Origin of the sequence: Sporolactobacillus terrae DSM 11697 (genome assembly GCF_000648615.1) — a bacterium.
GTDB lineage: Bacteria > Bacillota > Bacilli > Bacillales > Sporolactobacillaceae > Sporolactobacillus > Sporolactobacillus terrae.
The window spans coordinates 41,016-67,407 of record NZ_JFZC01000026.1 but is presented as its reverse complement, the minus strand read 5'-3'; the positions used below and the strand labels follow the sequence as shown (position 1 = coordinate 67,407).

The following is a 26,392-nucleotide window of genomic DNA, read 5'->3' as shown; positions in this document are numbered from 1 at the left end:
AGGGAATCAAGCGATGTGATGGCATCGTTCCGAAATTCGCAAACCGATCTACTCTTTTTATAGGTATCGTTTGGCGGTCAGGTGGAGAATCCACGCGTGGGCGGGGCGGGAATGATGCATTCGATGAAACCTAAAGGTGGGATAGTGCAGTTTTATGTTATGAATAATCACATTGTATGTTATTTTTAACGACGCATGATGTCGGTTGTCTAGACATCCTACGCGATTTGTGTGAAAATGACAGAATAGCAGTTGAAATTTATTTTCGAGGGAGGATCGTTGACGCTCCTGTTCAGTGGCTTCATTTATTTCATTAATTTTTTTATGATGGGGGAGAAAATCATGTTAGGATTTCTGCAAAGAATAGGAAAGTCACTGATGCTTCCTATCGCAGCGCTGCCCGCAGCGGCACTGCTTTTGCGTCTGGGGCAGCCGGATCTGCTGAATATACCGTTTATTGCAGCTGCCGGTAATGCGATTTTTACCAATCTCGCACTGATTTTTGCGATTGGCATTGCGGTAGGATTTGCCAAGGATAATAATGGTGCGGCTGCACTTGCCGGTGCGATGGGTTTTTTTGTACTGAGTGCCTGTGCGACGTCATTGAATAAGACAATCAATCTTGGCGTACTCGGAGGTATTGTTGCCGGTATCGTAGCCGGACTGCTCTACAATCGCTATCATAATATAAAATTACCGGACTGGCTGGCATTCTTCGGCGGCCGGCGTTTTGTTCCAATAGTGACGTCCGGCGCCATGCTTGTCCTTGGATTTGCTTTTGGCTATGTCTGGCCATTCGTGCAGCTGGGGATGTCTCACCTGGCAACGTGGATCTATGATGCCGGCGTTTTCGGTGCCGCGATCTATGGTCTGCTGAACCGGCTTCTGCTCCCGCTTGGCCTGCATCATGTAATCAATACATTGGTTTGGTTTGAATTTGGTACTTATAAAGGACTTCATGGAGAGATTACCCGTTTTCTCAATGGTGATCCATCCGCAGGGCTGCTGCTTTCCGGGTACTTCCCAATTATGATGTTCGGATTGCCGGCTGCATGTTTTGCCATGATTGCGGCGGCAAAAAAGGAGAAGCGAAAAGCAGTTAGCGGAATGCTGGCCGGGATTGCACTGACTTCCTTTGTCACTGGGGTTACAGAACCAATTGAATTTTCGTTCATGTTCCTTGCACCTGTTCTTTATGTCATTCATGCAGTGTTGACGGCAATTTCGATGGCGGTCACTTATTCTTTGGGGATTCATGATGGATTCGGGTTCTCTGCGGGTGCGATTGATTATATACTCAACTATCGGATTGCGCAGAAGCCACTGCTGCTCTTTTTTATCGGCTTGATTTTTGCTGTGATCTATTTTGTTGTCTTTTACTTCGCAATCAAATGGTTCAATCTGAAGACACCTGGACGTGAAGATGATGATCTGACAGAAGATGGCGAGGCATCAATGACCGCGGTTGATTCGGGTGATAAGTATGAAGGGTTGGCTGCTCGATTGATTCAAGACATTGGCGGTAAGCAGAACATTACCAATGTCGATAACTGTACAACACGGCTGCGGCTTAATGTCGTTGATTCGAGTGTTGCGAATGCTTCCGCAATTAAGCGTCATGGCGCACATGGCGTGATCAAGCTTAACAAGACAAATTTGCAGATTATTGTTGGCACCGATGTGGAATTTGTTGCGGATGCAATGCGGCAACAGCTTGCTCATGGTGCTGCGGCGTTTCCAAATGATATACCTGAAGCCCCTGATGAATCGGCAGTAGAGTTGGCGACGGTGACCGTTGGTGCCGAATCCGTTTGTGCGCCGATTCAAGGGATGCTGCTTCCGATTACCGATGTTCCGGATAAGGTTTTCTCTGAAAAGATGATGGGCGACGGTTTTGCTATTGATCCGGATGAAGGACTGGTTGTATCGCCGGTTGATGGAAAAGTCAGTGGCATATTTCCAACCAAACATGCCATCGGATTAACTGGAAGCGATGGTCTGGAGATTTTGATTCATGTCGGTTTAGATACCGTTAAATTGAGCGGGGAAGGGTTTATCAATTACGTGAACGAAGGAGATGCGGTTGTGAAAGGTCAGAAACTGATGTCTTTTGACATTCCGTTGATTAAGAATAAAGTTCCTTCCCTTGTTACACCTATTATCTTTACCAATCTTGATACAGCGAAACATGTTGTCTTAAAGAAAAGTGGTAAAGTGGCTAAAAATGAATCCGATATTATAACGTTTGCTTAAACGATAGATTAAACAAGCCTGCGCCGTGGCTCGGCGCAGGCTTGTTTTCTTTTAAAAAAGGTGCATCATCAGTTATCTCAAAATGGTTTGCTGACTTCTGTCAATAGATTCTCGATTTGCGGCAATAGCTCGTCCCATGCAATATCCGGAGTTTTACATACAGTTAAAAAGTTATGATAGCCGAACAAGCTGACAATTCCCTCTGTACGAATTAATCCATTTAAAATCGGAGAAGCAGGTGTATCGCTTTTTATAATTTCAATACGATCGGTAAATAGAGGCTGATCAGCAGTGAATTTCATGGCGTTCGGATTTGGCGTTGAGGAAGCAGTAAAATGCATAATCGAATTCCTTTCTCTGTAGCACAATATTTTCTCTATTATATAACATATTTCATTGTGTTGGTTTATTCAAGACTCTTGATTTATAACGTCAGAGGTGAAATAGGTGCTCGATTCGGTTATACTAAACGTATTCCGAAAAGGGAAGGAGGGGGATCACGGTGGCTGAAAACAGTACCAATGAAGAACTGAAAGATCGCATCCTTGAGGCACTGGAAAACGTTATCGATCCAGAATTAGGTGTCGATATCGTTAATTTGGGTCTCGTCTATGGTGTCGATATAGATGAAGAGAATAACGTTATCATTGAGATGACCTTAACGTTCATGGGTTGTCCATTGTCTGCGACCCTATCCTATGACGTGAAACGTACACTTAGTGAGATTGATGAAGTCAATCAAGTCGAAGTTAATTTTGTCTGGGATCCACCTTGGACGAAGGAACGCATGTCGCGTTATGCGCGTATTGCACTTGGGCTTTCTGAATAAAGGTGACCATGTAATCCGGAGCGGGGGACTATCCCCTGCTCCGGATTTTCTTACTCTTGGGTAAAGATGCGCTTATGTTGTCTTTGCATGAAGAGAATCATCTTGGTTAATCAAGCATAACGTCTAATGAGTAAGTGAATGGAATGCCCGGTCTGTAGAAATAAAGGAAGGAGCGATGAGGATGCAGGAAACGGTGGTGTTCGGCGGATTATCACCTGCCGGTTTTTCGCTCTCTGAAGCATTGCTGAATGCAGGCAATCAAGTCCTTTCGATCAGCTCTGCGGTTTCGAAAAAGGAAAAGGAAAAAGAAGAAAATAACGAACTTTATTTAGGGCGCAATGCACTTTTTCACCATGTCCATGAAGCATTTGATCAATGTGAGGGAAAACCACTTATTTTTGCCGACACATTTCGTATTGATCCGAAGTATAATCGCGCGCTGCAGGAAAAACTTACGCTGTTCCTTAAAACGGTTCAACCGTTTAAACGGCTTATTTTCATATCTTCTATTGAGCCCGTGCAAGAGCGGAATGATTACAGTAAATTGCAGCCTGTGGCGGGCAGCAAAGCGGCCGACGATACAGAAGCGTTTTTCATCCAAGTACTTAAAGAGATCGGGCAAAACGATGCCCTTATCTTTCGTACTGATTTAAATGAATTGATGGCGACAAAAGGTAGTGAATCTGCCGCAGGTTTATTTTTAGGTCTGATCGAAGCTAAACATGATGGACTTGATGTCGTTGCGTACAGCAGCAAGGCGGGAGCGGATGCCCCGGTCAACAGCGGAATGCGCCACTTGCTTCCGCCTTCTTATCATAAACTCCTCTAATCCCTTTTTTACGTTTGAAACCTTTCTTATCCAAATCCAGTAATAAGGAAAGAACCCTGTCGGTCCTTTCCTTATCTATGCGGTCAGCTTATGATTTTTTAAAGAAGTTAAGCAGAGGAGAAAGCTGCTTTATCGCTGGAGCAGTCTGGTTAATTACATTGACGAGCTGCGATGCACCGGTCATCATTTTCCCAACGTCAATATGTCCATCCTGTCCGAGAAACGGCTTTAAAAAACCTGCCGGTGGACGTTGTGGTGCCTGTTGCATGGGTGCAACGGGCGGCGGCATCTGCGGTTGCCCATTGCTTGCCTGCCAGCCACCGTTCTGATAGAATGCTTGTGGCGGCTGGTACGGTTGCTGCTGCATTGGCGGGACTTGCGAGCCAAACATCATGTAAGTAAACGGATCAAAGTGACTGTCTCTCGGGTTATGACTTGGCTGTACCAAGAGGCTCCCCTCCTTCTCATGGGGTTTTTTAGAGCTTTGGGTTTTTCTCACTCTTATTTTATGCGCTTGATCAATGGTTGGTGCATGGCATTCGTCCGCAAGTAAGATGCTTGTTGGACAAATGTTTTGTAGTGTATTATTGTATTTATATTGTTACCAAGTCTTTATATATATTGTTATGATCTGAGAGGGGAATTGCGGATGTCCGCAGGAATATTAGGAATGGGCAAGTTTGTTCCTGAACATGTGGTTACGAATACGGATTTAGAAAAAAGAATGGATACTTCTGATGAGTGGATTCGGACAAGAACCGGCATTTCTGAACGGCGAATTGCCGACGAACAAATGAATACCTCGGATATGGCGTTTGAAGCAGCAAAAAAAGCAATTCATCATGCTGGTTTGAGTGCGAAAGATATCGATCTCATTCTTGTTGCTACGGTAACGCCGGATCATCCATTTCCATCGGTTGCCTGCATGCTTCAGGATCGGTTAGAAGCAAATCATGTACCCGCTATGGATATTAGTGCCGCATGTTCAGGGTTTATGTACGGAATGGTTACTGCGAAACAATTTATCGACAACAATACGTATCGTCATGTACTCATCGTTGGCGTTGAAAAGCTGTCGAAAATCACCAACTGGGAGGATCGTGGAACAGCGGTTCTCTTTGGCGATGCAGCTGCAGCAGCGGTCATGGGTCCTGTTTCAGACGGAAAAGGAATCTTATCGTTTGAACTTGGCGCAGATGGTAATGGCGGTAAATTCCTCTACCAAGAGGATCAATTTATCAAAATGAATGGTCGGGAAGTCTTCAAGTTTGCGGTTCGCCAGATGGGTGAATCGGCTGTTCACGTTGTTGAAAAAGCAGGACTCAAAAAGGAAGATATTGACTATTTGATTCCGCATCAAGCCAATATCCGAATTATGGAGGCCTCTCGTGAACGGCTTGGGATACCTGAAGAGAAAATGATTAAAACCATTCAAAAATATGGTAATACATCGGCCTCATCCATTCCGCTCGCATTAGCCGATGCGCTTGAAGAAGGAAAGATTAAAGATGGAAATCTGATTGTTATGGTCGGCTTCGGCGGCGGATTGACATGGGGTGCGCTGACACTCAAATGGGGAAAATAAGCGTAAGTGAATTCATGAATAGTTTATGAACATTTTAAATCCTATTGCAAGGAGAGAATTGAATGAATAGAAGAGTCGTTGTGACCGGTCTTGGCGCAGTAACTCCGCTTGGCAACGATGTTGCGACAACATGGACGAATGCGATTAACGGAAAATCAGGAATCGACATTGTTACACGTGTTAATCCGGATGATTTCCGTGCCAAAGTTGCCGGTGAGGTGAAGGATTTTGATCCTGAAAAATATATCGATCGTAAAGATGTACTTCGCATGGATCGATTTTCACAGTTTGCAGTTGCTGCATCAAAAATGGCTGTTGCAGACGCAAAGTATACGATTGACGAAACAAATGCAGAACGTACCGGTGTGTGGATCGGTTCAGGAATTGGTGGCATGGAAACATATGAAAAAGAATTGACGGTTGCGATGAACCGCGGATTCCGACGTGTCAGTCCATTCTTCGTTCCAATGATGATACCGGATATGGCTTCCGGCCAAGTGTCGATTCTTTTGGGAACCAAAGGAATCAATTCGTGTACGGTGACCGCTTGTGCAACCGGATCCGACTCAATTGGCAGCGCCTATAAGGCGATTCAGCGCGGCGATAATGACGCCATCATTTGCGGTGGCAGTGAAGCGCCGCTGACCAATATGTCCTTTGCCGGTTTCACATCGGCGAGAGCGCTTTCGACGAATCCGGATCCGGCAACTGCTTGCCGCCCATTTGATAAAAACCGCGACGGATTTGTCATGGGGGAAGGCGCAGGTGTACTGTTGCTTGAATCTTTGGAATCCGCACAAAAGCGTGGCGCACATATCTATGCGGAAATTTCCGGATATGGTGCAACCAGTGATGCATTCCATGTCACACGTCCGGATCCGGAAGGCAAAGGGGCGGTTCGTTCCATGCGCATGGCGCTTGAAGATGCCGGAATTACGCCAGACGATGTTGACTATGTGAATGCCCACGGAACAAGTACGCAAGCGAATGATTCCACAGAAACAGGCGCTGTGAAGACGGTTTTTGGTGAGAAGGCCTATGATCTTGCCATCAGTTCGACGAAATCGATGATGGGACACTTGCTTGGTGCATCTGGCGGAGTCGAGGCCATTCTCTCCATTAAAGCGATTGGAACGGGAATTGTTCCTCCAACGATTCACTATGAGACGCCGGATGAAGCGTGTGACCTCAATTATGTGCCTAACGAAGCGATTAATAAGCCCGTTCGCGTTGCATTGAGCAACTCCTTCGGTTTCGGCGGCCATAATGCAACGCTCGTCTTTAAAAAGTTTGAGGCTTGAAAAAACTGCGAAACAGCGTAAATGTCATTTCCGCAAACTATTTGCGGAGGTGGCATTTTTACGTTTAAAGTGCATCTTAATCGAGCAGACAATAAATGAATGACAGCGAATAAAATCTTCCAATAATGACCATAATGTTGGCAAAACAAACAGAGGAGATGGAATCTCATGGAGATCGTCAGTGATATCTGGGTCAACTGGTTTGAGGGAGAAGAAAACAGTTACAATGTTTGCGAATTTTACGAATGGCGCAAACATGATTTTATTGAACTGCTTGATCAGATCCCACTAATTCGAGTGGAGAAACCGCTCCTAAATTACATTGAAAACAACTTGCAGGACCTGCCTCAGGAATTGCTAAAGGATGTGCGCAATCGAAGCGTTATCTGTAAGAATAATCAACGAGAAATCATCGAATATTGTTTCATTGCAACCGACGGGGAACGTTGTATTGTCGCTGATACACTTGGCTATACCATCCCCGTTCGCAAGAGCAGACTAATTCCGCGACAAGAAAGTCTGATCTTGCAAAAAGCAGAAAAATTAGAGACCGCTTCTTATCCGCTTCCTGATGCAGCGATCAGGAAGAAAGACTATCACATGCTGTCGCTGGATCCTAAGTGGATGATCGGGTTAACGCGTAAGGAACGGCAGCTGAAGCAGCTGCTGTTCATGGCCCTAGATCAACTTCATGCTTCAAAAAATGTTGAGGAAATGCGCTATTGGTATACAGAATGGTATCCAACGCGCTATCTTCAAAGCAGAACATTGCGTTTTGAGGAAGCGTGGCAGGGACTGGTGGAAGGAATGATTCCCGGATGGTCGGCAAAACATAGTGATCTCTGCGAACGTATGGTAAAAGGACAAGCCTATTTTGAAAAACTGTGGGAACTTGAAAAAGGTTCAAAAGTGAACTAAATGAAACGGCAGTACTGAGGGTCAAGTGTTGTACTTGATCCTCTTTTTTTAGATCAACCTTAACGATACTGTGATTTTTTTCCAATGAGTGGTCACTATAGACAAATGGGTGATTAGTTCGTATTATAGAATTAAAATTTAACTATATTAAAAAGGAGAAACTATGAAACATCCGGGCGCAACATTACGATTTCTGCGAAAATCGAAAAAAATGACACTGAATGAACTTGCCCAAGGTGAAGTCTCTGTTGCTTTTCTTTCACGATTTGAACGCGGTGACTGTGATATATCCTTCACTCATTTGCTTCATTTGCTTGAGAGGCTGCATGTGAGTGTCGATGAGTTTCTTTATATCAGCAATGGTTATGAGGTCGGCGACTTTCAGGATTTTTTTACGCATTTAAAAAGATATGTTATGGAAGATAATCTTCATATGCTTCAGGTCACTCGTGAAAAAATGCGCGACTATTATAATAGGAAGAAACGCGATCAATATCTTCACTTTTCAGCGATCGCAGCGCTTTACGCACATCGTATTTCAAAGCAAAATCCCGATCCGAATGATGTACGTATTCTGAGTGATTACCTTGAACGTGTAGCGATTTGGGGGTATTACGAGCTGGTGGTTTATGCGAACTCAATGTATTCCTTTCCTCCGGAGCTGATCATTAAATTTTCGCGAATGGCTTACGAGAAGAGCATGGACTATCAGCCGCTTGAGATCGGACTCGACAAGAAACAACTGATTCTAATGAACACGGCAACGGTTCTGATGGAAGTTGATCGTTTGGCGGAGGCCAATACGTTTCTTGTTCTCTTAAACGATTCGATTAATAAAGAGAACGACTCTTATATGAAGATTAAACTGATTTATTTAAGAGGAATCTATCTGATTAAACAAGGCTATCGCAAGAGGGGTGAATCAATGGCCCGGCAAGCCGTTCAGATCTTTACCGAATTAGAAAGTGTTTCACAAGCAGCGACGCATGCAAACTATCTTCAGGACGTTCTTAATTCTACTATAGTGAAAAAAGATAATTAGAAAAGAAGCCGCTTTGATGTCGTCCATCAAAGCGGCTGTCTTTTTAGATTCTTGATTAGTGTCGGTTATGACGGCCGATCCCCAATGCTTTTTCAGTCTTTCTTAATGTTTCTTTTGCAATGGCATAGGCACGTTCGGCACCTTCATCGAGAATTCGATCCAGTTCCGAAGACTCGATTAATTGCGCATAATGGTCTTGAATCGGCTTCAGTGTGCCAACCACTGCTTCGGCAACATCGGTTTTAAATTCACCATACCCTTTGCCTTGATAAGCAGTAACCAACGCATCAACGGAACGGCCGGAGCAGAGCGAGAAGATATCGAGCAGGTTCGAGATTCCCGGCTTTGCGTCGCGGTCATAACGGACAACGGCTTCATCATCGGTAATTGCAGATTTAATTTTCTTGATGATGTCTTTTTCCGGATCCAGTGTGAAGATCGTTGCTTTTCGGTTCGTATCCGACTTGCTCATTTTCTTCGTCGGTTCCTGGAGTGACATGATGCGCGCGCCAACTGGAGGAATATAGGGTTCAGGAATTGTAAACACATCGTCGTATTTATTGTTGAACCGTTCTGCTAAATCGCGTGTGAGTTCCATATGCTGTTTCTGATCTGCACCGACCGGGACAAGTTCGGTTTGATAAAGCAGAATATCTGCAGCCATCAACGGTGGATAAGTAAGGAGTCCAGCAGGAATGGCCTTCTTTCCTTTTGATTTATCTTTGAATTGGGTCATTCGTTCCAACTCACCCATATAGCTTGTACATTGCATGATCCATCCGAGCTGGGCGTGGCAAGGCACTTCAGACTGAATGAACAGAATTGATTTCTTTGGATCGATGCCCATAGCGAGGTACAGAGCAGCCAGATTACGAATGTTCTTTTGAATTTCTTTAGGATCCTGAGGTACGGTAATCGCGTGTTCGTCAACGATGCAATAGATACAATCATTGCCTTCTTGGAGGGTCACAAAATTGTGCATCGCACCTAAGTAATTGCCAAGTGTCGGGATGGAGGTCGGCTGTACGCCGGAAAATATTTTTGCCAAAATCAATCACCTTTCTATGCTTTCAATTTTTTTGGATATATAAAAAGGCCTATCCATCCACAAGGGACGAATAGACCGCGGTACCACCCTGATTTTTCTGCAAAACAGAAACAGCTTATCTGGTCCTAACAAAATGAGAACCATCACCATGATAACGCATGGAGGCGTCAATGCCTACTGACAGATTTGATTCTGAGGTTCGGATTGCAGCTCAAAAGTCCATTCCCATGCAGTCCATCACCTCGATCTCACCAAGTCCGAAGCTCTCTGAAGATTTTCCGCAAGGTACTCTTCTTTATCATTGCTCTTTCATATGCACTGTTATTGCTAAATATTATAGTCAATAATCTTTTTTCATGCAACTTCACTTTTAAAAAGCAAGTGAGATTAAAACCGTTGTAACAAACAGGAGCAAACTGGAAAGGATCAGCGGCCAAGTAATCGGCCAGCGCTGCGATCCGTCACGGTGCTTCATCTCAGCAAGCGGCGCTTCCGCTTCCGCTTCCTGTTGCCCAAGCTGTTTTTTTCTAATGGCACGTGCGACCCGTTTAAAGCTATAAGTCATTCCGTCGAAAAAGCCGCCTTGAATGATGAAAATGATGAGCCCGAGGTTAAGAGAAAGCAGACTGACAACGGAAAGATGGTTGATCAAAGTGATCAGAGAGAAGGCGCGGGCGAATAATCCCTGCGTGACTATGGAAATGAGGATTTCTACAAAAAGAAAGAATAGATACAGATTTTTTATTTTAAATCTAAATTTACTCATGGAACACCTCGAATGATTTTTTATTGTTTGTTAGATAAAGGTCGATTCATGGAACTTTTGTTAGAAATTATAACATAATATTAAAAAATATATTTTCAAAAAATAGCTTAACATCAATATATTCTACATCTTTCACGAGAAAGAGACAGACAAGTTCAAAAAAAAAACATGCAAAAATTACAGATAACTTGTATAATAGCTTCTGTAGGTTGAACGGTTCTTGTTATACATACAAGGGTATAGCAGGAACCAGCCTAAAAAAGATAGCAATTTAGGGGAGGTTATTGCTTTTATGAAAAAGGCAAAATGGTCACTCGTACTGTCCTTTGTGCTCGCTTTGAGTCTTGTACTGTCCGCTTGCGGAAGCTCAAGCAGCAGTGACAGCAACAAAAAGAGTGGGGGAAGTGGGAAACTCGCTTCGAAACAAGAGTTTAGCTATTCTGAAATGTCAGACATTCCGTCGCTCAACTGGAGTCAGGTTACAGACACAACATCATCAACCGTTCTAGGCATGGTTAATGCAGGTTTAATGAGAATGGATGAAAAAATGGTTGCACAGCCTGATATGGCTGCAGAAGCGCCAAAGATTAGTGCTGATAAAAAGACATACACCTTTAAGATCCGTGACGATGCGAAATGGTCCGACGGTACCCCTGTCACTGCCGACGACTTTGTTTATGCATGGCAAACAATGGTTGCCTCAAAAACAGCTTCACAATATGCTTTTATTTTTCCAGCAGTCAACATAAAAAATGCTGCTCAAATTGAAGACAAGAAGAATAAACTATTTGATAAAGTTGACCAATTAGGTGTCAAAGCACTCGATGACAAGACCTTGGAAGTCAAACTCGACAAACCGACACCATACTTTGTAAGCTCGTTGGCAAACGTTGCCTTTTTCCCAGCTAAAAAGGAATTTGTTGAGAAACAAGGTAAGAAATATGGTCAGGAAGCAAACACAATTCTCTTCAACGGTCCATTTAAATTAAGTTCTTGGAAACATGGTGAAGGATGGACTTACGTTAAAAATAAAGATTACTGGGATGCTAAGCATACTTACTTAAACAAAGTTAATGTTAAAGTGGTTAAAGATACAGCAACCCAAGTATCACTTTATAAAACGGGTAAGACGGATATGACGCACCTCGATGCGCAGTTCGTTGATGAATTCAAGAGCCAGAAAGATCAGTATCACAATGCACTTTTGGCTGTAAACTTCTGGGTTCGTTTTAATCAAAAGACAGTACCTGAATTTAAAGATGTAAATGTTCGTAAAGCTTTCTCAATGTCAGTTGATCGCGATAACTTAGCAAAAGTTCTTTTGAATAACGGTTCAATAGGTGTCAATTATGCCATTCCTAAGGGATTCGCTAAGGATCAGGATGGAAAAGATTATCGAGATAAGTATCCGAACGGATTTAATGCGACAAATAAAGCAGAAGCTAAAAAACTCTGGAAAAAATCAGGAGTTAAAAAGCTTAACCTTGAATTTTTGACTAGTGATGTTGATACTAGTGTGAAAATGGCTGAATATATTGCCAATCAGATTACTTCCAACTTACCTGGCGTTAAAATCACGATCAACAAACAACCTTGGTCGCAATTCTTAAAATTGGATACAGCTGGTGATTATCAGATGAATACAAGTGGTTGGTCGCCGGATTATCTTGATCCGATGACTTTCCTTGATCTTTTCACCTCGGACAGCGTTTATAATCCATTTGGCTATTCTGATAAGGAATATGACAAATTAATTGAGGATGCTTCTAATCTTGGTGACAAACCAGCAGAACGTTTCGCTAAATTACAAGAAGCTGAACGTGTTCTCATTGAAAAAGATCAGGCTGTTGCACCGACATATCAAAAAGGGGCAGCCTATGTCACAAAGCCGTATGTTAAAGGTTTCTTTGTACCAGGATCTGGTTTCAATGATAACTTCCAACATGCTAAGATTTTAGAACATTAATTGTTTAATTGATGATGTCATGGATTGAGAGGGGGGGATATGTCATGAAAAACATATCCTCTCCTTTTTTCAATTTAAGAGAATGATTCAAAGTTCTATTTTGGAACATTCGGATGAGGGAGGACATAAAAGCTTGATCCGGTATACTTTTGAACGGCTGTGCTATATGGTTGTCACGTTCTTTGTAATCGTAACCTTGACTTTTCTTTCGATGCAGTTACTTCCGGGCACGCCCTATCGAAATGCTGCGAAGATGACGAAGGAGCAAATTGCAGTTTTAAATGAAACTTATGGATTGAATCAACCTGTGCCTATCCAATTTGTGAAGTATATAACGAATATGTTTCATGGAAATCTTGGCTACTCCTTTCAATATGACGGCCGCTCTGTTACTCAAATTCTGAGCGAAAAATTTCCAATATCCATTGAATTGGGTATAGAGGCGATTATTATTGGAGTTGTTATTGGGCTATTGTTAGGTATTATAGCAGGAATCAAACGTAATACCATTTGGGATTACACATCGATGATCATAGCAGTACTAGGAATTTCAATTCCTTCCTTTATTTTTGCTGCTTTACTCCAATATTGGTTTGCGGTTAAGTATCAAATCTTTCCTGTTGCTTATTGGGATGGACCCATAAATCGAATTTTGCCAGCTTTTTCACTCTCTACTATAGTTATTGCGACAGTTGGTCGGTTTATGCGAACAGAGATGGTTGAAGTGTTGCAATCTGATTACATCACAACGGCGGAAGCCAAGGGATTAACAACGATGCAAGTTATTTTTAAGCATTCGATACGTAATGCCCTGATTCCAGTGATAACAATTCTCGGTCCGCTATTTGTAAATATCATTACAGGATCACTCGTTATTGAAAAGATTTTTGCTATACCAGGGATCGGTGAACAGTTTGTAACATCCATCTATACAAATGATTATCCTATGATCATGGGGACAACCATTATTTATAGTTCAATGTTTATTTTTATTGTCTTTATTGTTGATGTCCTTTACGGGGTTATCGATCCAAGAATTAGATTGGCAGGAGGAAAATAAATATGGCAAATCCGAATATCACTGAAACATCGTTCAGACCGGCTCATATGGATCCAGCTGCCAATGAAAAAATTTCAAGACCAAGTTTAAGTTTTGGTAAAGATGTTATGCGTCGCTTAATTAACAATAAAGGTGCGTTAATCGGAGCTATAATCATTGCCTTATTAATTTTAATGGCGATTATTGGCCCCCACATGAACAAATATGGAATCGATGATCAGGACCTAACTCGGGCAAATATGCCCCCGAAAATCGGTGTTTTATCTAATATCCATTGGCTTCCATTCGATGGTGTGGATAAAAATGGAATTGATCAATACAAAGCCAAGAATGTTAAAGGGAATTTCTGGATGGGTACGGATAATTTCGGGCGAGATCAATGGACGCGAATTTGGAGTGGTACAAGGATTTCACTCTTTATTGCACTTGTCGCTGCTTTAATTGATTTGATTATTGGGGTCTCCTATGGTGGGATTTCTGCTTATTATGGGGGAAGAGTCGATAATATCATGCAGCGTATCATTGAAGTGATCATGGGTATCCCCAACCTTGTTGTTATTATTCTGGCTATTATTGTATTAAAACCAGGTATTGCTTCTATTATTATAGCTATGGTTCTGACCGGATGGACAAGTATGGCGCGTATTGTTCGTGGACAAGTACTTAAATTGAAAAACGCTGAATACGTGCTTGCATCGCGGACTTTAGGCGCATCTAATTCACGACTAATTACCAAGCATTTAATTCCTAATACAATGGGTCAAATTATTATTACTACGATGTTCACCATTCCTAATGCCATTTTCTTTGAAGCATTTCTTAGTTTTATTGGATTAGGTATTAAGGCACCCAATGCATCACTTGGTTCCTTGATCAATGATGGTTTTGCTGCAATGCAAAGCTTCCCTTTTCAGGTCCTCTATCCATCAATTATTATTTGTATTTTATTGATTTCATTTAACATGTTGGGTGATGGATTCCGTGATGCATTTGATCCTAAGCAGAGAAGGTAAGGTGAATGACCGTGGAAAAAATTCTCGAATTGAAAAACTTACAGGTTTCTTTTGAAACATTCGGTGGTGAGGTTCAAGCGGTTCGCGGTGTAGATCTAACTTTGCACAAGGGTGAGACTTTAGCAATCGTAGGTGAATCTGGCTCCGGAAAATCGGTAACATCGAAAGCAATTATGGGGCTAATTGAATCGCCCCCTGGACGTATAAAAAATGGAGAAATTCTTTTTGAAGGTAATAATTTACTGAAGTATTCAAAACACCAAATTCAAAAAGTCAGAGGAAAAGATATATCAATGATCTTCCAAGATCCGATGACTGCGTTAAACCCCACAATGAAAATTGGAAGTCAAATTATGGAAGGATTAATTAAACATCAAGAGATATCAAAACATGATGCGAGAAAAAGAGCGATTGAATTATTAGCGCTTGTTGGAATTCCCAATCCAGATAAACGTGTAGATGAATTTCCTCATCAATTTTCTGGTGGTATGAGGCAGCGTGTAGTGATTGCGATTGCTTTAGCATGTAATCCTAAGATCTTGATTGCTGATGAACCGACCACCGCTCTTGATGTTACGATTCAGGCACAGATCTTGGATTTAATGCGGGATATTCAGGAAAAGATGGGCACTTCAATTATCCTTATTACGCATGATCTTGGTGTTGTGGCTAATCTTGCGCAGCGTGTTGCTGTTATGTATGGTGGAAAAATTATTGAAACAGGTACGCTTGACGAAATTTTCTATAAACCCAAACATCCGTATACATGGGGGCTGCTGTCCTCTATGCCGAAACTGCATGCAAAAACGGATAAATTGCTGGCTATACCGGGTACACCTCCTGACTTGAGAAAACCACCAAAAGGGTGCCCATTTGCCCCTAGATGTCCTTATGCGATGGATGTATGCATCGACCATATGCCGCAATACACAGCGAGTTCAGGCAGTCAGAAAACGGCCTGCTGGCTACTTGATGAGCGTGCGCCAAAAGTAGATCCGCCATCAACGATTGGTGTAGGAGGGGAAGCATAATGGCTGCAAAGAATGAAAAACTGTTACAAGTGAAAAATCTAAAAAAATATTTCAATGTTTCCCGCAAGGACGTACTCAAGGCTGTCGACGGCGTGACCTTTGACGTGTATAAAGGTGAGACCTTGGGACTTGTTGGCGAATCAGGTTGTGGAAAGTCAACAACCGGACGGACAATCATTCGACTCTACGATCCTACAGATGGTACAGTCATTTTCGACGGACAGGATGTAGGCGGCAAGATGAGCCGCAATGAAAAAAAGCATTTATCGAAACGGATGCAGATGATCTTCCAAGACCCTTATGCCTCGTTGAATCCGAGAATGACTGTTAAAGATATTATTGCAGAAGGTATCGACATTCACCACTTGGCTAAATCACCGAAGGAACGCATGGATCGTGTCTATAAGATGCTCGAAACGGTTGGGCTGAATCGTGAGCATGCCAACCGTTATCCGCATGAGTTCAGTGGCGGACAGAGACAGCGCATTGGGATTGCACGGGCACTTGCAGTAGATCCGGACTTTATCATTGCCGATGAACCGATCTCAGCACTTGACGTTTCCATTCAGGCACAGGTTGTCAATTTAATGCAGGAGCTTCAGGAGAAACAGGGTCTGACCTACCTGTTTATTGCTCATGATCTTTCGATGGTGAAGCACATCAGTGATCGCGTTGGGGTCATGTATCTGGGGAACATGGCCGAACTGGCATCCAGTGATGACGTTTATGATCATCCTCTGCATCCTTATACGCAGTCGTTGCTGTCGGCAATCCCGGTTGCTGACCCGGAGATTGAACGGACACGCGAGCGTATTATTCTTGAAGGCGATGTGCCAAGTCCAATTGATCCGCCAAGCGGCTGTCGTTTCAGAACACGTTGTCCATTTGCTATGGATATCTGTGCAAAAGTCAGACCGAAATGGCATGAAGCAGAAAAGAACCACTGGGTGGCCTGCCACCTTCATGATGAAGAAATAAAAACAGAAAAAGTATAAAAAATAATCCTTGCAGGATATTCTGCAAGGATTATTTTTTTCGATAAGTGATGAAAAGATGCACAAAATAGAAAAGAATGTTAAAGAGAAGCAGCACAATAATCATCGGCATCGTTAGCAAGTGAAAAAAATGGTACAGAATGATGGCGATGATCAGAAGCAAAGCGAGAAAGCAGGTAATCCAGCGGGTCATAAAATCAGCTCCATTAAGGTTTGTTCCTGTGAATACTTTCTGCGCGCTTCACATATAGTATAAGAGGATGTCGTGAAGACATTTACCTCAAGGTTCGGTGAAACGGCGATATGTTCCATAACGATGTCCAAGCTTAACATAATCACAGTCGAGTCTCAAGAAGGGGCACTGCTTCTTTGAAATGGGGCATGTCAAAATTTTACCTTGACAACCAAGCGTGTCGGGTTGAGAATAAAGGCAGACAAAGAATACTCTTGTGAGATCCACCGGAGAAGAGATTTGGACGAATGAGTGAGGAGGCGATCATCAGTGAAACCGAAAGACGTCAGACGGAGACGCAAACATTCTATTCGGAAATGGTTGAAAGAGACCTTAGGACAGCTTCAACCGAAGTCGCAAGATGCACCGTCAGCGAACCTGAAATTACCGGCGTAAGGTGAATATGATGCGGGTAAAACCGAATAAACATAGTGATGTGTATTGAGGAGCTTCTTTTTGAGAAGCTCTTTTTGCGTACCTTTGACCTACCGAGAGCAAGTGGGTTTCGCAGCGAAATGAGAATCCGCATTTTTATTGGAAATGATCGTAATATGTCGAATCGTGGTGCAAAATAGCTTGTTTTCTGGTGAAATATGAAATTATTTTCATACAAAAAAGGGTATAAAATTTATAAGAATTATTATATAATAAAAGAAAGCCTTAGTGAATAGAATGCTTCTATTATTCAAAGGAGGGCGAGATATGGTTACATTGTATACATCTCCAAGCTGCACGTCGTGCAGAAAAGCAAAAGCTTGGCTCAGGGAGCATGACATCCCTTTTAAAGAACGGAACATATTCTCCGAACCACTATCGATTGAAGAGATTAAAGATATTTTGCGCATGACTGAAAACGGTACGGACGAGATTATCTCGACACGGTCAAAGGCCTTTCAGGAACTGAATATTCAACTGGAGACAATGTCAATCCAGCAGTTATTTGAATTGATTAAAGAAAATCCTGGATTGTTGCGCCGTCCAATTATGCTTGATGACAAACGGCTGCAGGTTGGCTACAATGACGATGAGATTCGCCGTTTTCTTCCTAGAAGGGTACGTACCTTTCAGTTGCAAGAAGCACAGCGATTGGTTAATTAACATGTGAACGGGATTTTTTTAATTGACATCCGATTCATTGTTTAGAAATAAGAACGGCCGTCCTCGATTGGGCGGTCGTTCTTATTTCACGACTAATGCTAAGACCTCTTCGCAAATTTCCATGAGGAAAAGAGGTTGTACAGCCATCCGGTCACAAGCAGAGCAACAATGAGCAGGATTGGAAAGATATGGGTAAGTTGAGGATAGGTTTCAAAAATCCAACGAATTTCCTGTTCATCCATGATCATTTCGGAAGCTGTGTAGCCAAGAATACCGCCGCCGACATAGATGAGAAAAGGAACATGTTCCATAGCGATTAAAATAATTTTGCTTCCCCAGACAATGATTGGAACGGAGAAGATAAGACCGATTGCAATATAGCCGATGTGACCTTTTGATGCACCGGCAATTGCAAGCATGTTATCAAAACCCATGACCATGTCTGCAAGGACGATCGTTCGTACAGCAGCTACCAATGATATCCCTGCGCGAATATTATGTTTTTCTTGTCTATTCGTAATCAGACGGATGGCAATGATGATTAAGAAAAAGCCTCCGGCGAGAAGCAGGTAAGGAATATTCAGCAGTGAAACAACGATTGCGGTCAATGCGATACGGATGATCACCGCTATTCCGGTACCTAAAAGAATCGCTTCATTGCGCTTTTTTTCTTCGAGCCTGCGGCATGCTAAAGCGATGACAACCGCATTGTCTCCGCCTAGAATAATATCGATGAAAATGATTTTTAAGATAAAAAGCAGCGTATCAAGATCAAAAGACATGCGTGATGAGCTCCTTTCCTCTGTCTCCGTTCAATTTATGCGGACTTGTCCTGAATCATTCCGTCAACGCGTGTTTTAAACAATTTTTGTCATTTGCTGCATAATTAGATTAAGCAATCAATAGAATGAAGCAATTAATCGAAACAGTGCTTGTTGATGGGGCAAGTGCGGAATCGTTTAAATACGGATTATTTTTATTTCCATGACGGCCGTTTTATCATACAATAGAGGTACAGGATACATGTTGTCCTATCGGCAGTTGTCACTCCCATACCTATTGATAAAGAAGGGAGAGATCGCAGTGAAAATCGAACGGATTAATGAAAATACGCTGAAGTTCTATATCAGTTATTTGGATATTGAGGATCTTGGCTTTGATCGCGAGGAGATATGGTATAACCGTGATCGAAGTGAAGAACTCTTTTGGCAAATGATGGATGAAGCACACACTCAAGAATCTTTTTCACTTGAAGGTCCGCTTTGGATTCAGGTTCAAGCCTTGGAAAAGGGTATGGAAATTATTGTGACTCGTGCACAGATTTCAAAAGATGGATCCAACCTTCAATTGCCGCTATCAGATGATAAACATCTGGACATACCAATTAACGACCATGACGACGATCAGGGTTCAAATCGGGCCAAGGCGTCTGAAAACAAGAATGAGGAGCTTGATCATTCAGAAGATGATTCTTTTCAGGATGATCAGCCGATTTCATTTATAATCGGATTTGCCGATTTTGAGAATTTGATCGCCTTGAGCCATGCTTTTCCGGCTCACGAGGCGATGGATACCGCACTTTATGCATACAAGAACAGCTACTATTTAAACGTTACTTTTGATGATTGTCTGTCTGATGAAGATCAGGATAATGATTTAAGCAAGATGCTGGAGTATGGGCTTGACACGAATCTTACACCGTATGTACTCGATGAGTATGGAAATGAAATCATTAAGACAGAAGCACTGCAAACCATTAAACAGCACTTTCCTCTACTTAAATAATCGTTTTCCTGTGAAAAACGAGCCTGCCGATCATCGGCAGGCTTTTTTTCACAGAATAAAAAAGTATACGGGTTCTGCCCCGTCTTCAACCTCATAGACCCGTGTCTTGACCGAGAATCAAAGCGGAGGTACTCTGGCGCCCGCGGCAGGCGAGTAACCGAAGCGATGATTCAGCACCGAAAAGACACGAACTCATCACATCCTGTGAAAGTACGTCCTGTGCCCAATGCGAAAGTGCAGCGTGAGGCAAGCAGATTCTGCAGGAAAGCAGGAGTTTAGCCTGTGCGTGCAGAATAAATAACATGAAAAGAGGTGATTTTTTGCTCATCGCGTCAACCGTCGATGCGCAGCGTATTTCGCTGGCTGAGAGGGCAGGGTCGCGCGAAGAATTAACGCAGTTGCGCAATCAGTCGTTCCGTTGCCCGATCTGTCATGCTCCCGTATTGCTCAAAGCCGGCGAGAAGCGGCGCTGGCATTTTGCACATCGTCCGCATCATACGTGTCTCGTAGAGAATGAACCTGAGACAGAGGCGCATTTAGCCGGCAAATATGATCTGTTTCATTGGAGCCGTTCCGCCGGAAGAGCGCCCCGTTTGGAATACTATTTACCCGAACTGCACCAGAGGCCGGATGTGTATCTGCCCGGGATCGAACCGACAGCGCTTGAGTATCAGTGCAGCGCGATACCGGAAAAACGATTAGCAGAACGGTCAATTGGTTATCTTCAAAGGCATATAACCCCGATTTGGATTATTGGTACGCATCATTACAGCTACAAACGAAACATGATCCGCCTCTCCGGTTTCGTTTCGATGGCGATTCGCCGATCTAGAGCTGCTTCATCACAACATCCGTTTTCTTCACCCTATTTTATCTGGTTTTATAATGCTTCGACAAAATGTTTTCTTCTAGCTTCCTGCCTGACTCCATTGTCAAAAACTTATTTTATTTCCCAGCAAAGTTACTGTATACTGTCTGAATGCAAGCCCTATCAATTGCTTGCCCCTCATCTCGATTTTGCACCCGAACCATTTATACGACTTTGGCTTACCATGAAGAAAAGAAAAAGACTTGCACGTCCTTTGCGTATGACTCGTGAAGAATATCTTTTGCGCAGTCAAGTCTATCAATTTCGTCAGCACTTTGCTTGGTTCCCGAGTTATGTCGGCTTGCCGCATCATTCGTTCGTTTATTTTCTGAATCCTCCTTTGCTTTGGCAGATGTGGCTGGTTCTTTTGCTCGGCCGAATCCAACCCGGCTATTGGTTTACGCCCGAACGGATGCTTGAAGAAGCAAGCCGAAGAGGGGTTGCTGATTTATTCGCGCTTCGCCCGCTTCCACTATGTCCCACTAAAACAGCCGGGCAGCTGATTGCTGTCTATTTAACACAATTGGTACGTTTGCGTGTTGCTGAACAGAGCGGCGCATCTTATCGTTTGTTTCCGTATCAAGTGAACGAAACAACGTTCACTGAATGTCTCAAGCAGGATCGCCAAACGCTGGTACAGTTAGAAGCGGCACTGCTTGATGATCCGCTCAAAGAATAAGCAAATTTTTGCGCAAATGTTCAAAAAGAAGTAGGATATAATTATTGGTAAATACATGAAATACGGAGGTGCCGCAATGGCTGAAGGGAAAACGACCGCCCTCCCAAAACGAGAGGATATACCGGTTGAAGAAACTTGGGATTTGGAAGCGATCTACCCGAGTGTTGCTGCTTGGGAGCAGGCTTTTGAAAAAGTGAAAGAGCTGATCGCTGAAGCCGAACAGTTTAAGGGGAAAATCGGCGAGTCAGCCGATTCCTTATATGCATTATTGAAAAAGCAAGATGAAGTCACCGAATTGTTGTACAAGGTTTATGTGTATGCACATATGAAAAATGATGAAAACACGGCAAATGCAACGTTTCAGGCTCTTCATGACCGGGCGAGCAGTCTTGCTGCAGTTGCCGGCAGCAAGCTGGCCTTTATCGTTCCGGAAATTCTGGCAATTGATCCCAAACGGCTGAAACAATTCGTTGAAGGAAGCACGTCATTGCAGCTCTATCGCCATGCACTTGACGAAATCATCAGGACGCGCCCCCATGTGCTTGACAGTGAAAAAGAAGCACTGCTTGCTGCTGTTGAAGAGGTTACCGATGCGTCATCGACTACGTTTGGGATGCTGAATAATGCGGACTTGAAGTTTCCGACGATCAAAGGCGAAGCCGGACAGGATGTTGAAATTACACATGGTCGCTACGGCACGCTTATGGAAAGCGAGAACAGACAGGTGCGCAAAGATACGTTTGAAGGCGTCTATAAAACGTACGGTGCGTTTAAAAATACACTCGCTTCCACTTTGAGCGGACAAATCAAACGCGATTCGTTCTATGCTAATGCGCGCAAGTATACATCGGCACGTGAAGCTGCTTTGTTCCGAAATGATATTCCTGAAGCAGTGTATGATAACTTGATTAAAACGATTCATGAACATTTGCCATTGATGTACCGCTATGTAGCACTGCGTAAAAAAGCATTGCAAGTGGATGAGCTGCATATGTATGATCTTTATGCGCCGCTGGTGCCGAATGCAAAAATCAAGGTCACCTATGATGAGGCAAAAGAAATCGTGCTCAAAGCGCTTGCACCGCTTGGTGAAGACTATTTGGATAGCATTCGAGACGGATTTGAGAAACGCTGGATTGATGTCCGTGAAACGCAAAACAAGCGGAGCGGCGGCTACTCGGGCGGAAGCTACGGCACGATGCCGTACATCTTGCTGAACTGGCAGGATAACATCGACAGCATGTTCACGCTGGCTCATGAACTTGGCCATTCGATGCACAGTTACTATTCACGCACCAGCCAACCGTATCCGTACTCCGATTACTCGATCTTTGTTGCAGAAGTGGCTTCCACCTGCAACGAAGCATTGCTGAATCACTATTTGCTCAATCACACCGATGATAAGAAAAGAAAACTGTATTTGCTCAACAATCAGTTGGAAGGCTTCAAAGGCACGGTCTTCAGGCAGACCATGTTTGCCGAATTCGAACACATCATTCATGAAAAAGTTCGTGCAGGCGAAGCATTGACGGCGGATCTTTTGACTGAAACCTACTACAATTTGAATAAAACTTATTTTGGACCGGATATCGTTGTTGATCCGCAAATTGGTCTGGAATGGGCACGAATCCCGCATTTCTACTACAACTATTATGTTTACCAATATGCAACGGGGTTCAGCGCTGCCTCAGCACTGTCTGCGCAAATTCTTCAGGAAGGGACACCGGCTGTTGAACGCTACAAGAACTACCTCAAATCGGGAAGTTCGGAATCGCCGATTGAAATTCTTAAAAAAGCAGGCGTAAATATGGCTGAACCGAAACCGGTGCAGCAGGCAATGGATGTATTTGCGAATGTTCTTGATGAAACGGAACGCTTGCTTTTCTGAAACCTGAAAAATGGACTAAGAGGGCGTCTCAAAAGTCAGAACTTGACTTTTGAGACGCCCTCTTTTAGCGGCTGCGCTTCTGATTCCACGTGAGCATGCGAACAATCAAAAAAATAAGGGTAAAGAAAAGGATTCCGGACAAGAACAGGGATTCTAAATGCAGCAATCCAAGCAGAAAATAACCAAAGCAAAGGACCGCCATTACAAACAACAGACAGAGCATAACCAATTTCATCGGGTTCAACCTCCGCAGCTTGTTTAAAACAAGCCTATGACAGCTTATGCGAAAACATGCAGCGGGGGCTTAAGGACGAAGGTAACTGCGTACACGCTCATAGATCCAATCCATTGCTACACTTTTTTGATAGACCAATTCAAATAAACGCCCGCGTGCATATACCTCATAGCAGAACCAGTCGTGACGAATCATCTGCATCTGCTGGTCAAAAAGTTCTTGTTTATTTTTTATCAGATCTGCTCTGACCTGTTCCGTCATATCGTCAAGAACTTCTAAATAAAGGTGCTTAAATTTGGTATCCGAAGCTGCAAGTGCTTTGCGGTCATGGACGAAAGCTCTTTTAATCAGCGGCAGAAGCATGTATTCAGCAGCAATACGGGTTTCATCTTTGCTCATTTCCGATGCGGGAAGAGATACATCATGATCGTTCATCTGAAGTGGCCTCCAATTTTACCTGCACGTACACGAAGCTGACTGGCTGGCAGAAGGGATGCTCCTCGAAAGAGTGCTGTTCTGCCATACTTGCAGTGAATACGGTCCACTGCAGCGCTCAGCCTCGCTTTTTCTTCAATCCGTGCAAACAGATCCAATTGAAACGTTTCCGTACTTTTTTGAAGATCACTGAGCGTTACGGCCGCGGCGCGAATGGGCTGGCGGTTCCAACTTTCGTTGAAAAGACGATGAACCGCATGGTAAATGTCCAAACCAAAATTTGTTGCATAAGGCAATGTGATTTGGCGATGAAAGCCATTGTGCTGCTCAAAGGGACCGGACACACCTATAGAGACAACACTTCCCATATACCTTTCTGAGCGGGCACGAGCCGCCACTTCTTCGCTTAATTCAAGAAGAATGACACGAATCGCTTGTTGATCAGTGTAGTCGTAGGGAAGTGTTAGGTGATGTCCGATTGCTTTTTGGTCGATAAATGTATTTGGCGAGACTGGAGATGCGTCCAATCCATGAGCGGTTTGCCAGAGCAGTTCCCCGTTCACGCCCCAGCGTTTGCGCAGCAGGTCGACCGGAAAACGGGCGAGATGGCCGATTTTGCGAATGCCCATCCCGATGAAGTGCTGTTCCATTCGCTGCCCAACCCCAAAAAGTGCACCGATCGGCAGCGCCCATAATTTTTTTTCCATATTCCTTTTATTTAATAGAGAAATGCCCGTTTGATTCTTTTTGCTGAAATGGTCGCATGCCATTTTTGCCAGTGCCTTATTTGGTCCGATTCCAATTCGTACGTAGATCCCGAAACGCCGCTGCATGTCTTGTTGGATTTTTTGAGCAAGGGTCAGCGGATCACCAAAAAGGTTCAGACTTGAAGTCACATCCATAAACTGTTCATCGATCGAGTAAGGTTCAACCAAATGGGTATAGTGTTGGAGAAAGCGGGTCACCGCGGCAGACATGTTAATATAGTGCTGCATGCGCGGCAGACGGACGATGGCCTGTGGGCATTTGTTCAATGCCTGTCCAAGCGGTTCGGCGGTCAGCACACCGAATTGCTTGGCGATGGGGCAGGCAGCAAGCACAATGCCGCTGCGCTGCTTTGGATCGCCCGCAACAATTAAAGGTTTGCTCCTAAATCCCGGAAAGTCCATCTTTTCAACAGAAGCATAGAACGTCTGCATATCGATCAGAAAAATTGTATGATCCATCTGCACCACCTCCATTCATTAACTATGGATTTATTATACACGAACAAACGTTCTTTTAATACTGGAAATAAAAACATATGTTCTGTATAATGAGATAAGTGGTTTGAAAGACAAGAAAAAACCCTGCTGTCCAAGCGGAAGCAGGGCGATCTGTTTCGCTATGCAGCTTTTAGTTCGCACGAGTAAGATAGGACCAGTACTGTCCGGTTTTTAACATAATCGGCTCGATAACTTGTTGCAGCTGCAGTTTGTGCAATTCCTTTAATGCCTCGTCTTCGGATAGGTCATAGATAACGGCAACTTCCTGAGTGGTTAGGAAAAATTGCTGTTTAAAGTAATCTTTGAGCGGAATATTCGAGGCGGGAATCGGCCGCTCGTTTAATAATTCGCTAAGAATCTGTACATAGACTGAGTAAGGATAATGACCGTTCACTTTAATGGCTTCTGAATCATTACATGGTGTTGAACAGACCAGAGTCGGCAATTCGGTAATGGACAGCTCATTGGCTAATTTACGGTCGCACTGAAATGCTTTGATCGGCCGGCAGGAGTGAAAGTCATTTGAGAATTCCTGTACATTTAATCCGGCGAGACGAGCGACCTTGAGAAGCTCGTCAAATTGATTTAAGCCTTGTTTTCTCAAAAAGATTTGTTCACGCACTCGCTTTAGGAACATTTGACCTGCCGCGCGCCCTTGAAATTCGGCAGCCTTAATAGCATAGGCAATCGAATAAAGAGAGGGAGGGTTTTCAAGCCATACGTCGCTGTCGCAGCACATACCGGTCAGACGCGCATATTTGTCCCATTCCTCAGCAATTTTCTTGGCTTGGTGAAATCGGCAGCAATTTGCCGTATCATGATTAGTTGTCAGTAAGATACGAAAGTCAATATACTTATGATATTGAAGAAGAAATTTTTTGAGCAAAGGTTCAAATCCCCAGCACTCCGGACAAAGCGGATCGATAAACATCAGAATCTCGACGCGTTGAAAAGACCGCTTTTTACCGTTTTTTAGTGAACATGACTCGTTGCCCAGTGCTCCCTCACATGTCATTCCTTCATTAAAGTGTGTCATGAAATCCCCACCTCTCGAAGAAATTTTAAATAAACGGGGTCAAAAAAAGACGCTGGATTCAAATAAGCTTTGCCAATAGTCGAAGTGATCTCTCTCATTATAGCGTGATTCATTATTGCTAAATTCAGCCTTCCTTTATGATATTCTCGTCAACTTATTCATTGACTCAGACAAAACACGTGTGAAAAAAGCACTGTTTAAGCTTTATCTATTGTAACAAGTTCCGATCGTGAAG

At 43.3% G+C, this 26,392-nt stretch carries 27 protein-coding genes and 1 other annotated feature; of the genes, 17 read left to right on the top strand and 10 right to left on the bottom strand.

Annotated elements, in window-relative coordinates:
* The first annotated feature begins 342 nt into the window (after positions 1-342).
* Entirely contained in the window at positions 343-2,253 is a 1,911-nt protein-coding gene (nagE, locus tag AA84_RS0103955) for an N-acetylglucosamine-specific PTS transporter subunit IIBC (RefSeq protein ID WP_028976120.1), read from the top strand.
* Between the two features lie 77 nt (positions 2,254-2,330).
* Here the strand turns inward: nagE and AA84_RS0103950 are convergent, their stop codons facing one another.
* Positions 2,331-2,594 carry a NifU N-terminal domain-containing protein gene (locus AA84_RS0103950; protein WP_028976119.1) on the bottom strand — a complete coding sequence of 88 codons (264 nt, stop codon included), beginning with the start codon at positions 2,592-2,594 and terminating at the stop codon, positions 2,331-2,333.
* 161 nt (positions 2,595-2,755) lie between these two features.
* Between AA84_RS0103950 and AA84_RS0103945 the strand changes: the two genes are divergently transcribed.
* Complete coding sequence (locus tag AA84_RS0103945) at positions 2,756-3,082, top strand: metal-sulfur cluster assembly factor (protein WP_010026297.1); 327 nt, start codon at positions 2,756-2,758, stop codon at positions 3,080-3,082.
* Positions 3,083-3,263: 181 nt separating this feature from the next.
* Complete coding sequence (locus AA84_RS0103940) at positions 3,264-3,911, top strand: hypothetical protein (protein WP_028976118.1); 648 nt, start codon at positions 3,264-3,266, stop codon at positions 3,909-3,911.
* Positions 3,912-3,999: 88 nt separating this feature from the next.
* Here AA84_RS0103940 and AA84_RS0103935 read toward each other — a convergent pair whose 3' ends face one another.
* Positions 4,000-4,359, bottom strand: coding sequence for a YppG family protein (locus AA84_RS0103935; RefSeq protein WP_028976117.1), 360 nt, complete (start codon positions 4,357-4,359; stop codon positions 4,000-4,002).
* Positions 4,360-4,560: 201 nt separating this feature from the next.
* On the opposite strand from AA84_RS0103935, the gene AA84_RS0103930 reads away from it, so the two are divergent.
* The 4 genes from AA84_RS0103930 to AA84_RS0103915 all read left to right on the top strand — a co-directional run bounded on the left by AA84_RS0103930 (position 4,561) and on the right by AA84_RS0103915 (position 8,757).
* Entirely contained in the window at positions 4,561-5,496 is a 936-nt protein-coding gene (locus tag AA84_RS0103930; RefSeq protein ID WP_028976116.1) for a beta-ketoacyl-ACP synthase III, read from the top strand.
* A 62-nt stretch (positions 5,497-5,558) separates the two neighbouring features.
* Entirely contained in the window at positions 5,559-6,797 is a 1,239-nt protein-coding gene (fabF, locus tag AA84_RS0103925; protein WP_028976115.1) for a beta-ketoacyl-ACP synthase II, read from the top strand.
* A gap of 168 nt (positions 6,798-6,965) precedes the next feature.
* Entirely contained in the window at positions 6,966-7,715 is a 750-nt protein-coding gene (locus AA84_RS0103920) for a YjbA family protein (RefSeq protein ID WP_028976114.1), read from the top strand.
* 163 nt (positions 7,716-7,878) lie between these two features.
* Complete coding sequence (locus AA84_RS0103915) at positions 7,879-8,757, top strand: helix-turn-helix domain-containing protein (protein WP_028976113.1); 879 nt, start codon at positions 7,879-7,881, stop codon at positions 8,755-8,757.
* A 55-nt stretch (positions 8,758-8,812) separates the two neighbouring features.
* On the opposite strand, the gene trpS is transcribed toward AA84_RS0103915, so the two are convergent.
* The gene (gene trpS, locus AA84_RS0103910) at positions 8,813-9,805 is read right to left on the bottom strand and encodes a tryptophan--tRNA ligase (protein WP_028976112.1); all 993 of its coding nucleotides are present in this window, start codon (positions 9,803-9,805) and stop codon (positions 8,813-8,815) included.
* Positions 9,806-9,864: 59 nt separating this feature from the next.
* Positions 9,865-10,116 (bottom strand) — a binding site (T-box leader).
* A 59-nt stretch (positions 10,117-10,175) separates the two neighbouring features.
* A complete protein-coding gene (locus tag AA84_RS0103905) occupies positions 10,176-10,571 on the bottom strand; it encodes a DUF3899 domain-containing protein (RefSeq protein ID WP_028976111.1) in 396 nt (131 codons plus the stop codon).
* Positions 10,572-10,863: 292 nt separating this feature from the next.
* Here AA84_RS0103905 and AA84_RS0103900 point away from each other — a divergent pair, with 292 nt between their 5' ends.
* From AA84_RS0103900 to AA84_RS0103880, 5 genes are all read left to right on the top strand, one after another.
* Positions 10,864-12,537, top strand: a complete 1,674-nt coding sequence (locus AA84_RS0103900; protein WP_028976110.1) for a peptide ABC transporter substrate-binding protein — start codon at positions 10,864-10,866, stop codon at positions 12,535-12,537.
* A gap of 133 nt (positions 12,538-12,670) precedes the next feature.
* Entirely contained in the window at positions 12,671-13,597 is a 927-nt protein-coding gene (locus tag AA84_RS0103895) for an ABC transporter permease (protein WP_028976109.1), read from the top strand.
* Positions 13,598-13,599: 2 nt separating this feature from the next.
* Positions 13,600-14,610: an oligopeptide ABC transporter permease gene (opp3C, locus tag AA84_RS0103890; protein ID WP_037562898.1), complete on the top strand. Its 1,011-nt coding sequence runs from the start codon at positions 13,600-13,602 to the stop codon at positions 14,608-14,610.
* An 11-nt stretch (positions 14,611-14,621) separates the two neighbouring features.
* On the top strand, positions 14,622-15,641 hold the full coding sequence (locus tag AA84_RS0103885) for an ABC transporter ATP-binding protein (RefSeq protein WP_028976107.1): 1,020 nt from the start codon (positions 14,622-14,624) through the stop codon (positions 15,639-15,641).
* Positions 15,641-16,636 (top strand): ABC transporter ATP-binding protein, encoded by a 996-nt coding sequence (locus AA84_RS0103880; RefSeq protein WP_028976106.1) that lies wholly within the window; start codon positions 15,641-15,643, stop codon positions 16,634-16,636. Before AA84_RS0103885 ends, AA84_RS0103880 begins: the two co-directional genes overlap by 1 nt.
* Positions 16,637-16,667: 31 nt before the next feature.
* Here AA84_RS0103880 and AA84_RS18920 read toward each other — a convergent pair whose 3' ends face one another.
* Positions 16,668-16,829, bottom strand: a complete 162-nt coding sequence (locus AA84_RS18920) for a hypothetical protein (RefSeq protein WP_156031517.1) — start codon at positions 16,827-16,829, stop codon at positions 16,668-16,670.
* Between the two features lie 309 nt (positions 16,830-17,138).
* Here AA84_RS18920 and AA84_RS19485 point away from each other — a divergent pair, with 309 nt between their 5' ends.
* Both AA84_RS19485 and spxA read left to right on the top strand, forming a co-directional pair.
* Positions 17,139-17,264, top strand: coding sequence for a hypothetical protein (locus AA84_RS19485; RefSeq protein WP_255304688.1), 126 nt, complete (start codon positions 17,139-17,141; stop codon positions 17,262-17,264).
* Between the two features lie 306 nt (positions 17,265-17,570).
* Positions 17,571-17,966 (top strand): transcriptional regulator SpxA, encoded by a 396-nt coding sequence (gene spxA / locus AA84_RS0103865; protein WP_010026365.1) that lies wholly within the window; start codon positions 17,571-17,573, stop codon positions 17,964-17,966.
* 98 nt (positions 17,967-18,064) lie between these two features.
* Here the strand turns inward: spxA and AA84_RS0103860 are convergent, their stop codons facing one another.
* A complete protein-coding gene (locus AA84_RS0103860) occupies positions 18,065-18,748 on the bottom strand; it encodes a TerC family protein (protein WP_028976105.1) in 684 nt (227 codons plus the stop codon).
* A gap of 301 nt (positions 18,749-19,049) precedes the next feature.
* Here AA84_RS0103860 and mecA point away from each other — a divergent pair, with 301 nt between their 5' ends.
* The 3 genes from mecA (at position 19,050) to pepF (ending at position 23,186) form a co-directional block, all read left to right on the top strand.
* On the top strand, positions 19,050-19,751 hold the full coding sequence (gene mecA, locus AA84_RS0103855) for an adaptor protein MecA (protein ID WP_028976104.1): 702 nt from the start codon (positions 19,050-19,052) through the stop codon (positions 19,749-19,751).
* A 320-nt stretch (positions 19,752-20,071) separates the two neighbouring features.
* Entirely contained in the window at positions 20,072-21,298 is a 1,227-nt protein-coding gene (locus AA84_RS17010) for a competence protein CoiA (protein ID WP_160168691.1), read from the top strand.
* 76 nt (positions 21,299-21,374) lie between these two features.
* Positions 21,375-23,186: an oligoendopeptidase F gene (gene pepF, locus AA84_RS0103845; RefSeq protein WP_028976103.1), complete on the top strand. Its 1,812-nt coding sequence runs from the start codon at positions 21,375-21,377 to the stop codon at positions 23,184-23,186.
* A 64-nt stretch (positions 23,187-23,250) separates the two neighbouring features.
* On the opposite strand, the gene AA84_RS18915 is transcribed toward pepF, so the two are convergent.
* The 4 genes from AA84_RS18915 to AA84_RS0103825 all read right to left on the bottom strand — a co-directional run bounded on the left by AA84_RS18915 (position 23,251) and on the right by AA84_RS0103825 (position 26,157).
* On the bottom strand, positions 23,251-23,421 hold the full coding sequence (locus AA84_RS18915; RefSeq protein ID WP_160168690.1) for a hypothetical protein: 171 nt from the start codon (positions 23,419-23,421) through the stop codon (positions 23,251-23,253).
* Positions 23,422-23,490: 69 nt separating this feature from the next.
* Positions 23,491-23,856: a YhjD family protein gene (locus AA84_RS0103835; RefSeq protein ID WP_028976102.1), complete on the bottom strand. Its 366-nt coding sequence runs from the start codon at positions 23,854-23,856 to the stop codon at positions 23,491-23,493.
* Positions 23,853-25,082 carry a DNA polymerase IV gene (locus AA84_RS0103830; RefSeq protein ID WP_028976101.1) on the bottom strand — a complete coding sequence of 410 codons (1,230 nt, stop codon included), beginning with the start codon at positions 25,080-25,082 and terminating at the stop codon, positions 23,853-23,855. Before AA84_RS0103830 ends, AA84_RS0103835 begins: the two co-directional genes overlap by 4 nt.
* 169 nt (positions 25,083-25,251) lie before the next feature.
* A complete protein-coding gene (locus tag AA84_RS0103825; protein WP_028976100.1) occupies positions 25,252-26,157 on the bottom strand; it encodes a DsbA family protein in 906 nt (301 codons plus the stop codon).
* Positions 26,158-26,392: the final 235 nt, after the last annotated feature.

Coding starts and splice junctions, on each gene's coding strand:
- fabF (WP_028976115.1), top strand. CDS start 5,559: ATGAATAGAAGAGTCGTTGTGACCGGTCTTGGCGCAGTAACTCCGCTT.
- AA84_RS0103920 (WP_028976114.1), top strand. CDS start 6,966: ATGGAGATCGTCAGTGATATCTGGGTCAACTGGTTTGAGGGAGAAGAA.
- AA84_RS0103940 (WP_028976118.1), top strand. CDS start 3,264: ATGCAGGAAACGGTGGTGTTCGGCGGATTATCACCTGCCGGTTTTTCG.
- AA84_RS0103830 (WP_028976101.1), bottom strand. CDS start 25,082: ATGGATCATACAATTTTTCTGATCGATATGCAGACGTTCTATGCTTCT.
- AA84_RS0103950 (WP_028976119.1), bottom strand. CDS start 2,594: ATGCATTTTACTGCTTCCTCAACGCCAAATCCGAACGCCATGAAATTC.
- AA84_RS18915 (WP_160168690.1), bottom strand. CDS start 23,421: ATGAAATTGGTTATGCTCTGTCTGTTGTTTGTAATGGCGGTCCTTTGC.
- AA84_RS0103915 (WP_028976113.1), top strand. CDS start 7,879: ATGAAACATCCGGGCGCAACATTACGATTTCTGCGAAAATCGAAAAAA.
- nagE (WP_028976120.1), top strand. CDS start 343: ATGTTAGGATTTCTGCAAAGAATAGGAAAGTCACTGATGCTTCCTATC.
- AA84_RS0103900 (WP_028976110.1), top strand. CDS start 10,864: ATGAAAAAGGCAAAATGGTCACTCGTACTGTCCTTTGTGCTCGCTTTG.
- AA84_RS0103835 (WP_028976102.1), bottom strand. CDS start 23,856: ATGAACGATCATGATGTATCTCTTCCCGCATCGGAAATGAGCAAAGAT.
- pepF (WP_028976103.1), top strand. CDS start 21,375: ATGGCTGAAGGGAAAACGACCGCCCTCCCAAAACGAGAGGATATACCG.
- AA84_RS18920 (WP_156031517.1), bottom strand. CDS start 16,829: ATGACCCGCTGGATTACCTGCTTTCTCGCTTTGCTTCTGATCATCGCC.
- AA84_RS0103825 (WP_028976100.1), bottom strand. CDS start 26,157: ATGACACACTTTAATGAAGGAATGACATGTGAGGGAGCACTGGGCAAC.
- AA84_RS0103930 (WP_028976116.1), top strand. CDS start 4,561: ATGTCCGCAGGAATATTAGGAATGGGCAAGTTTGTTCCTGAACATGTG.
- AA84_RS0103880 (WP_028976106.1), top strand. CDS start 15,641: ATGGCTGCAAAGAATGAAAAACTGTTACAAGTGAAAAATCTAAAAAAA.
- AA84_RS0103905 (WP_028976111.1), bottom strand. CDS start 10,571: ATGAGTAAATTTAGATTTAAAATAAAAAATCTGTATCTATTCTTTCTT.
- spxA (WP_010026365.1), top strand. CDS start 17,571: ATGGTTACATTGTATACATCTCCAAGCTGCACGTCGTGCAGAAAAGCA.
- AA84_RS0103860 (WP_028976105.1), bottom strand. CDS start 18,748: ATGTCTTTTGATCTTGATACGCTGCTTTTTATCTTAAAAATCATTTTC.
- opp3C (WP_037562898.1), top strand. CDS start 13,600: ATGGCAAATCCGAATATCACTGAAACATCGTTCAGACCGGCTCATATG.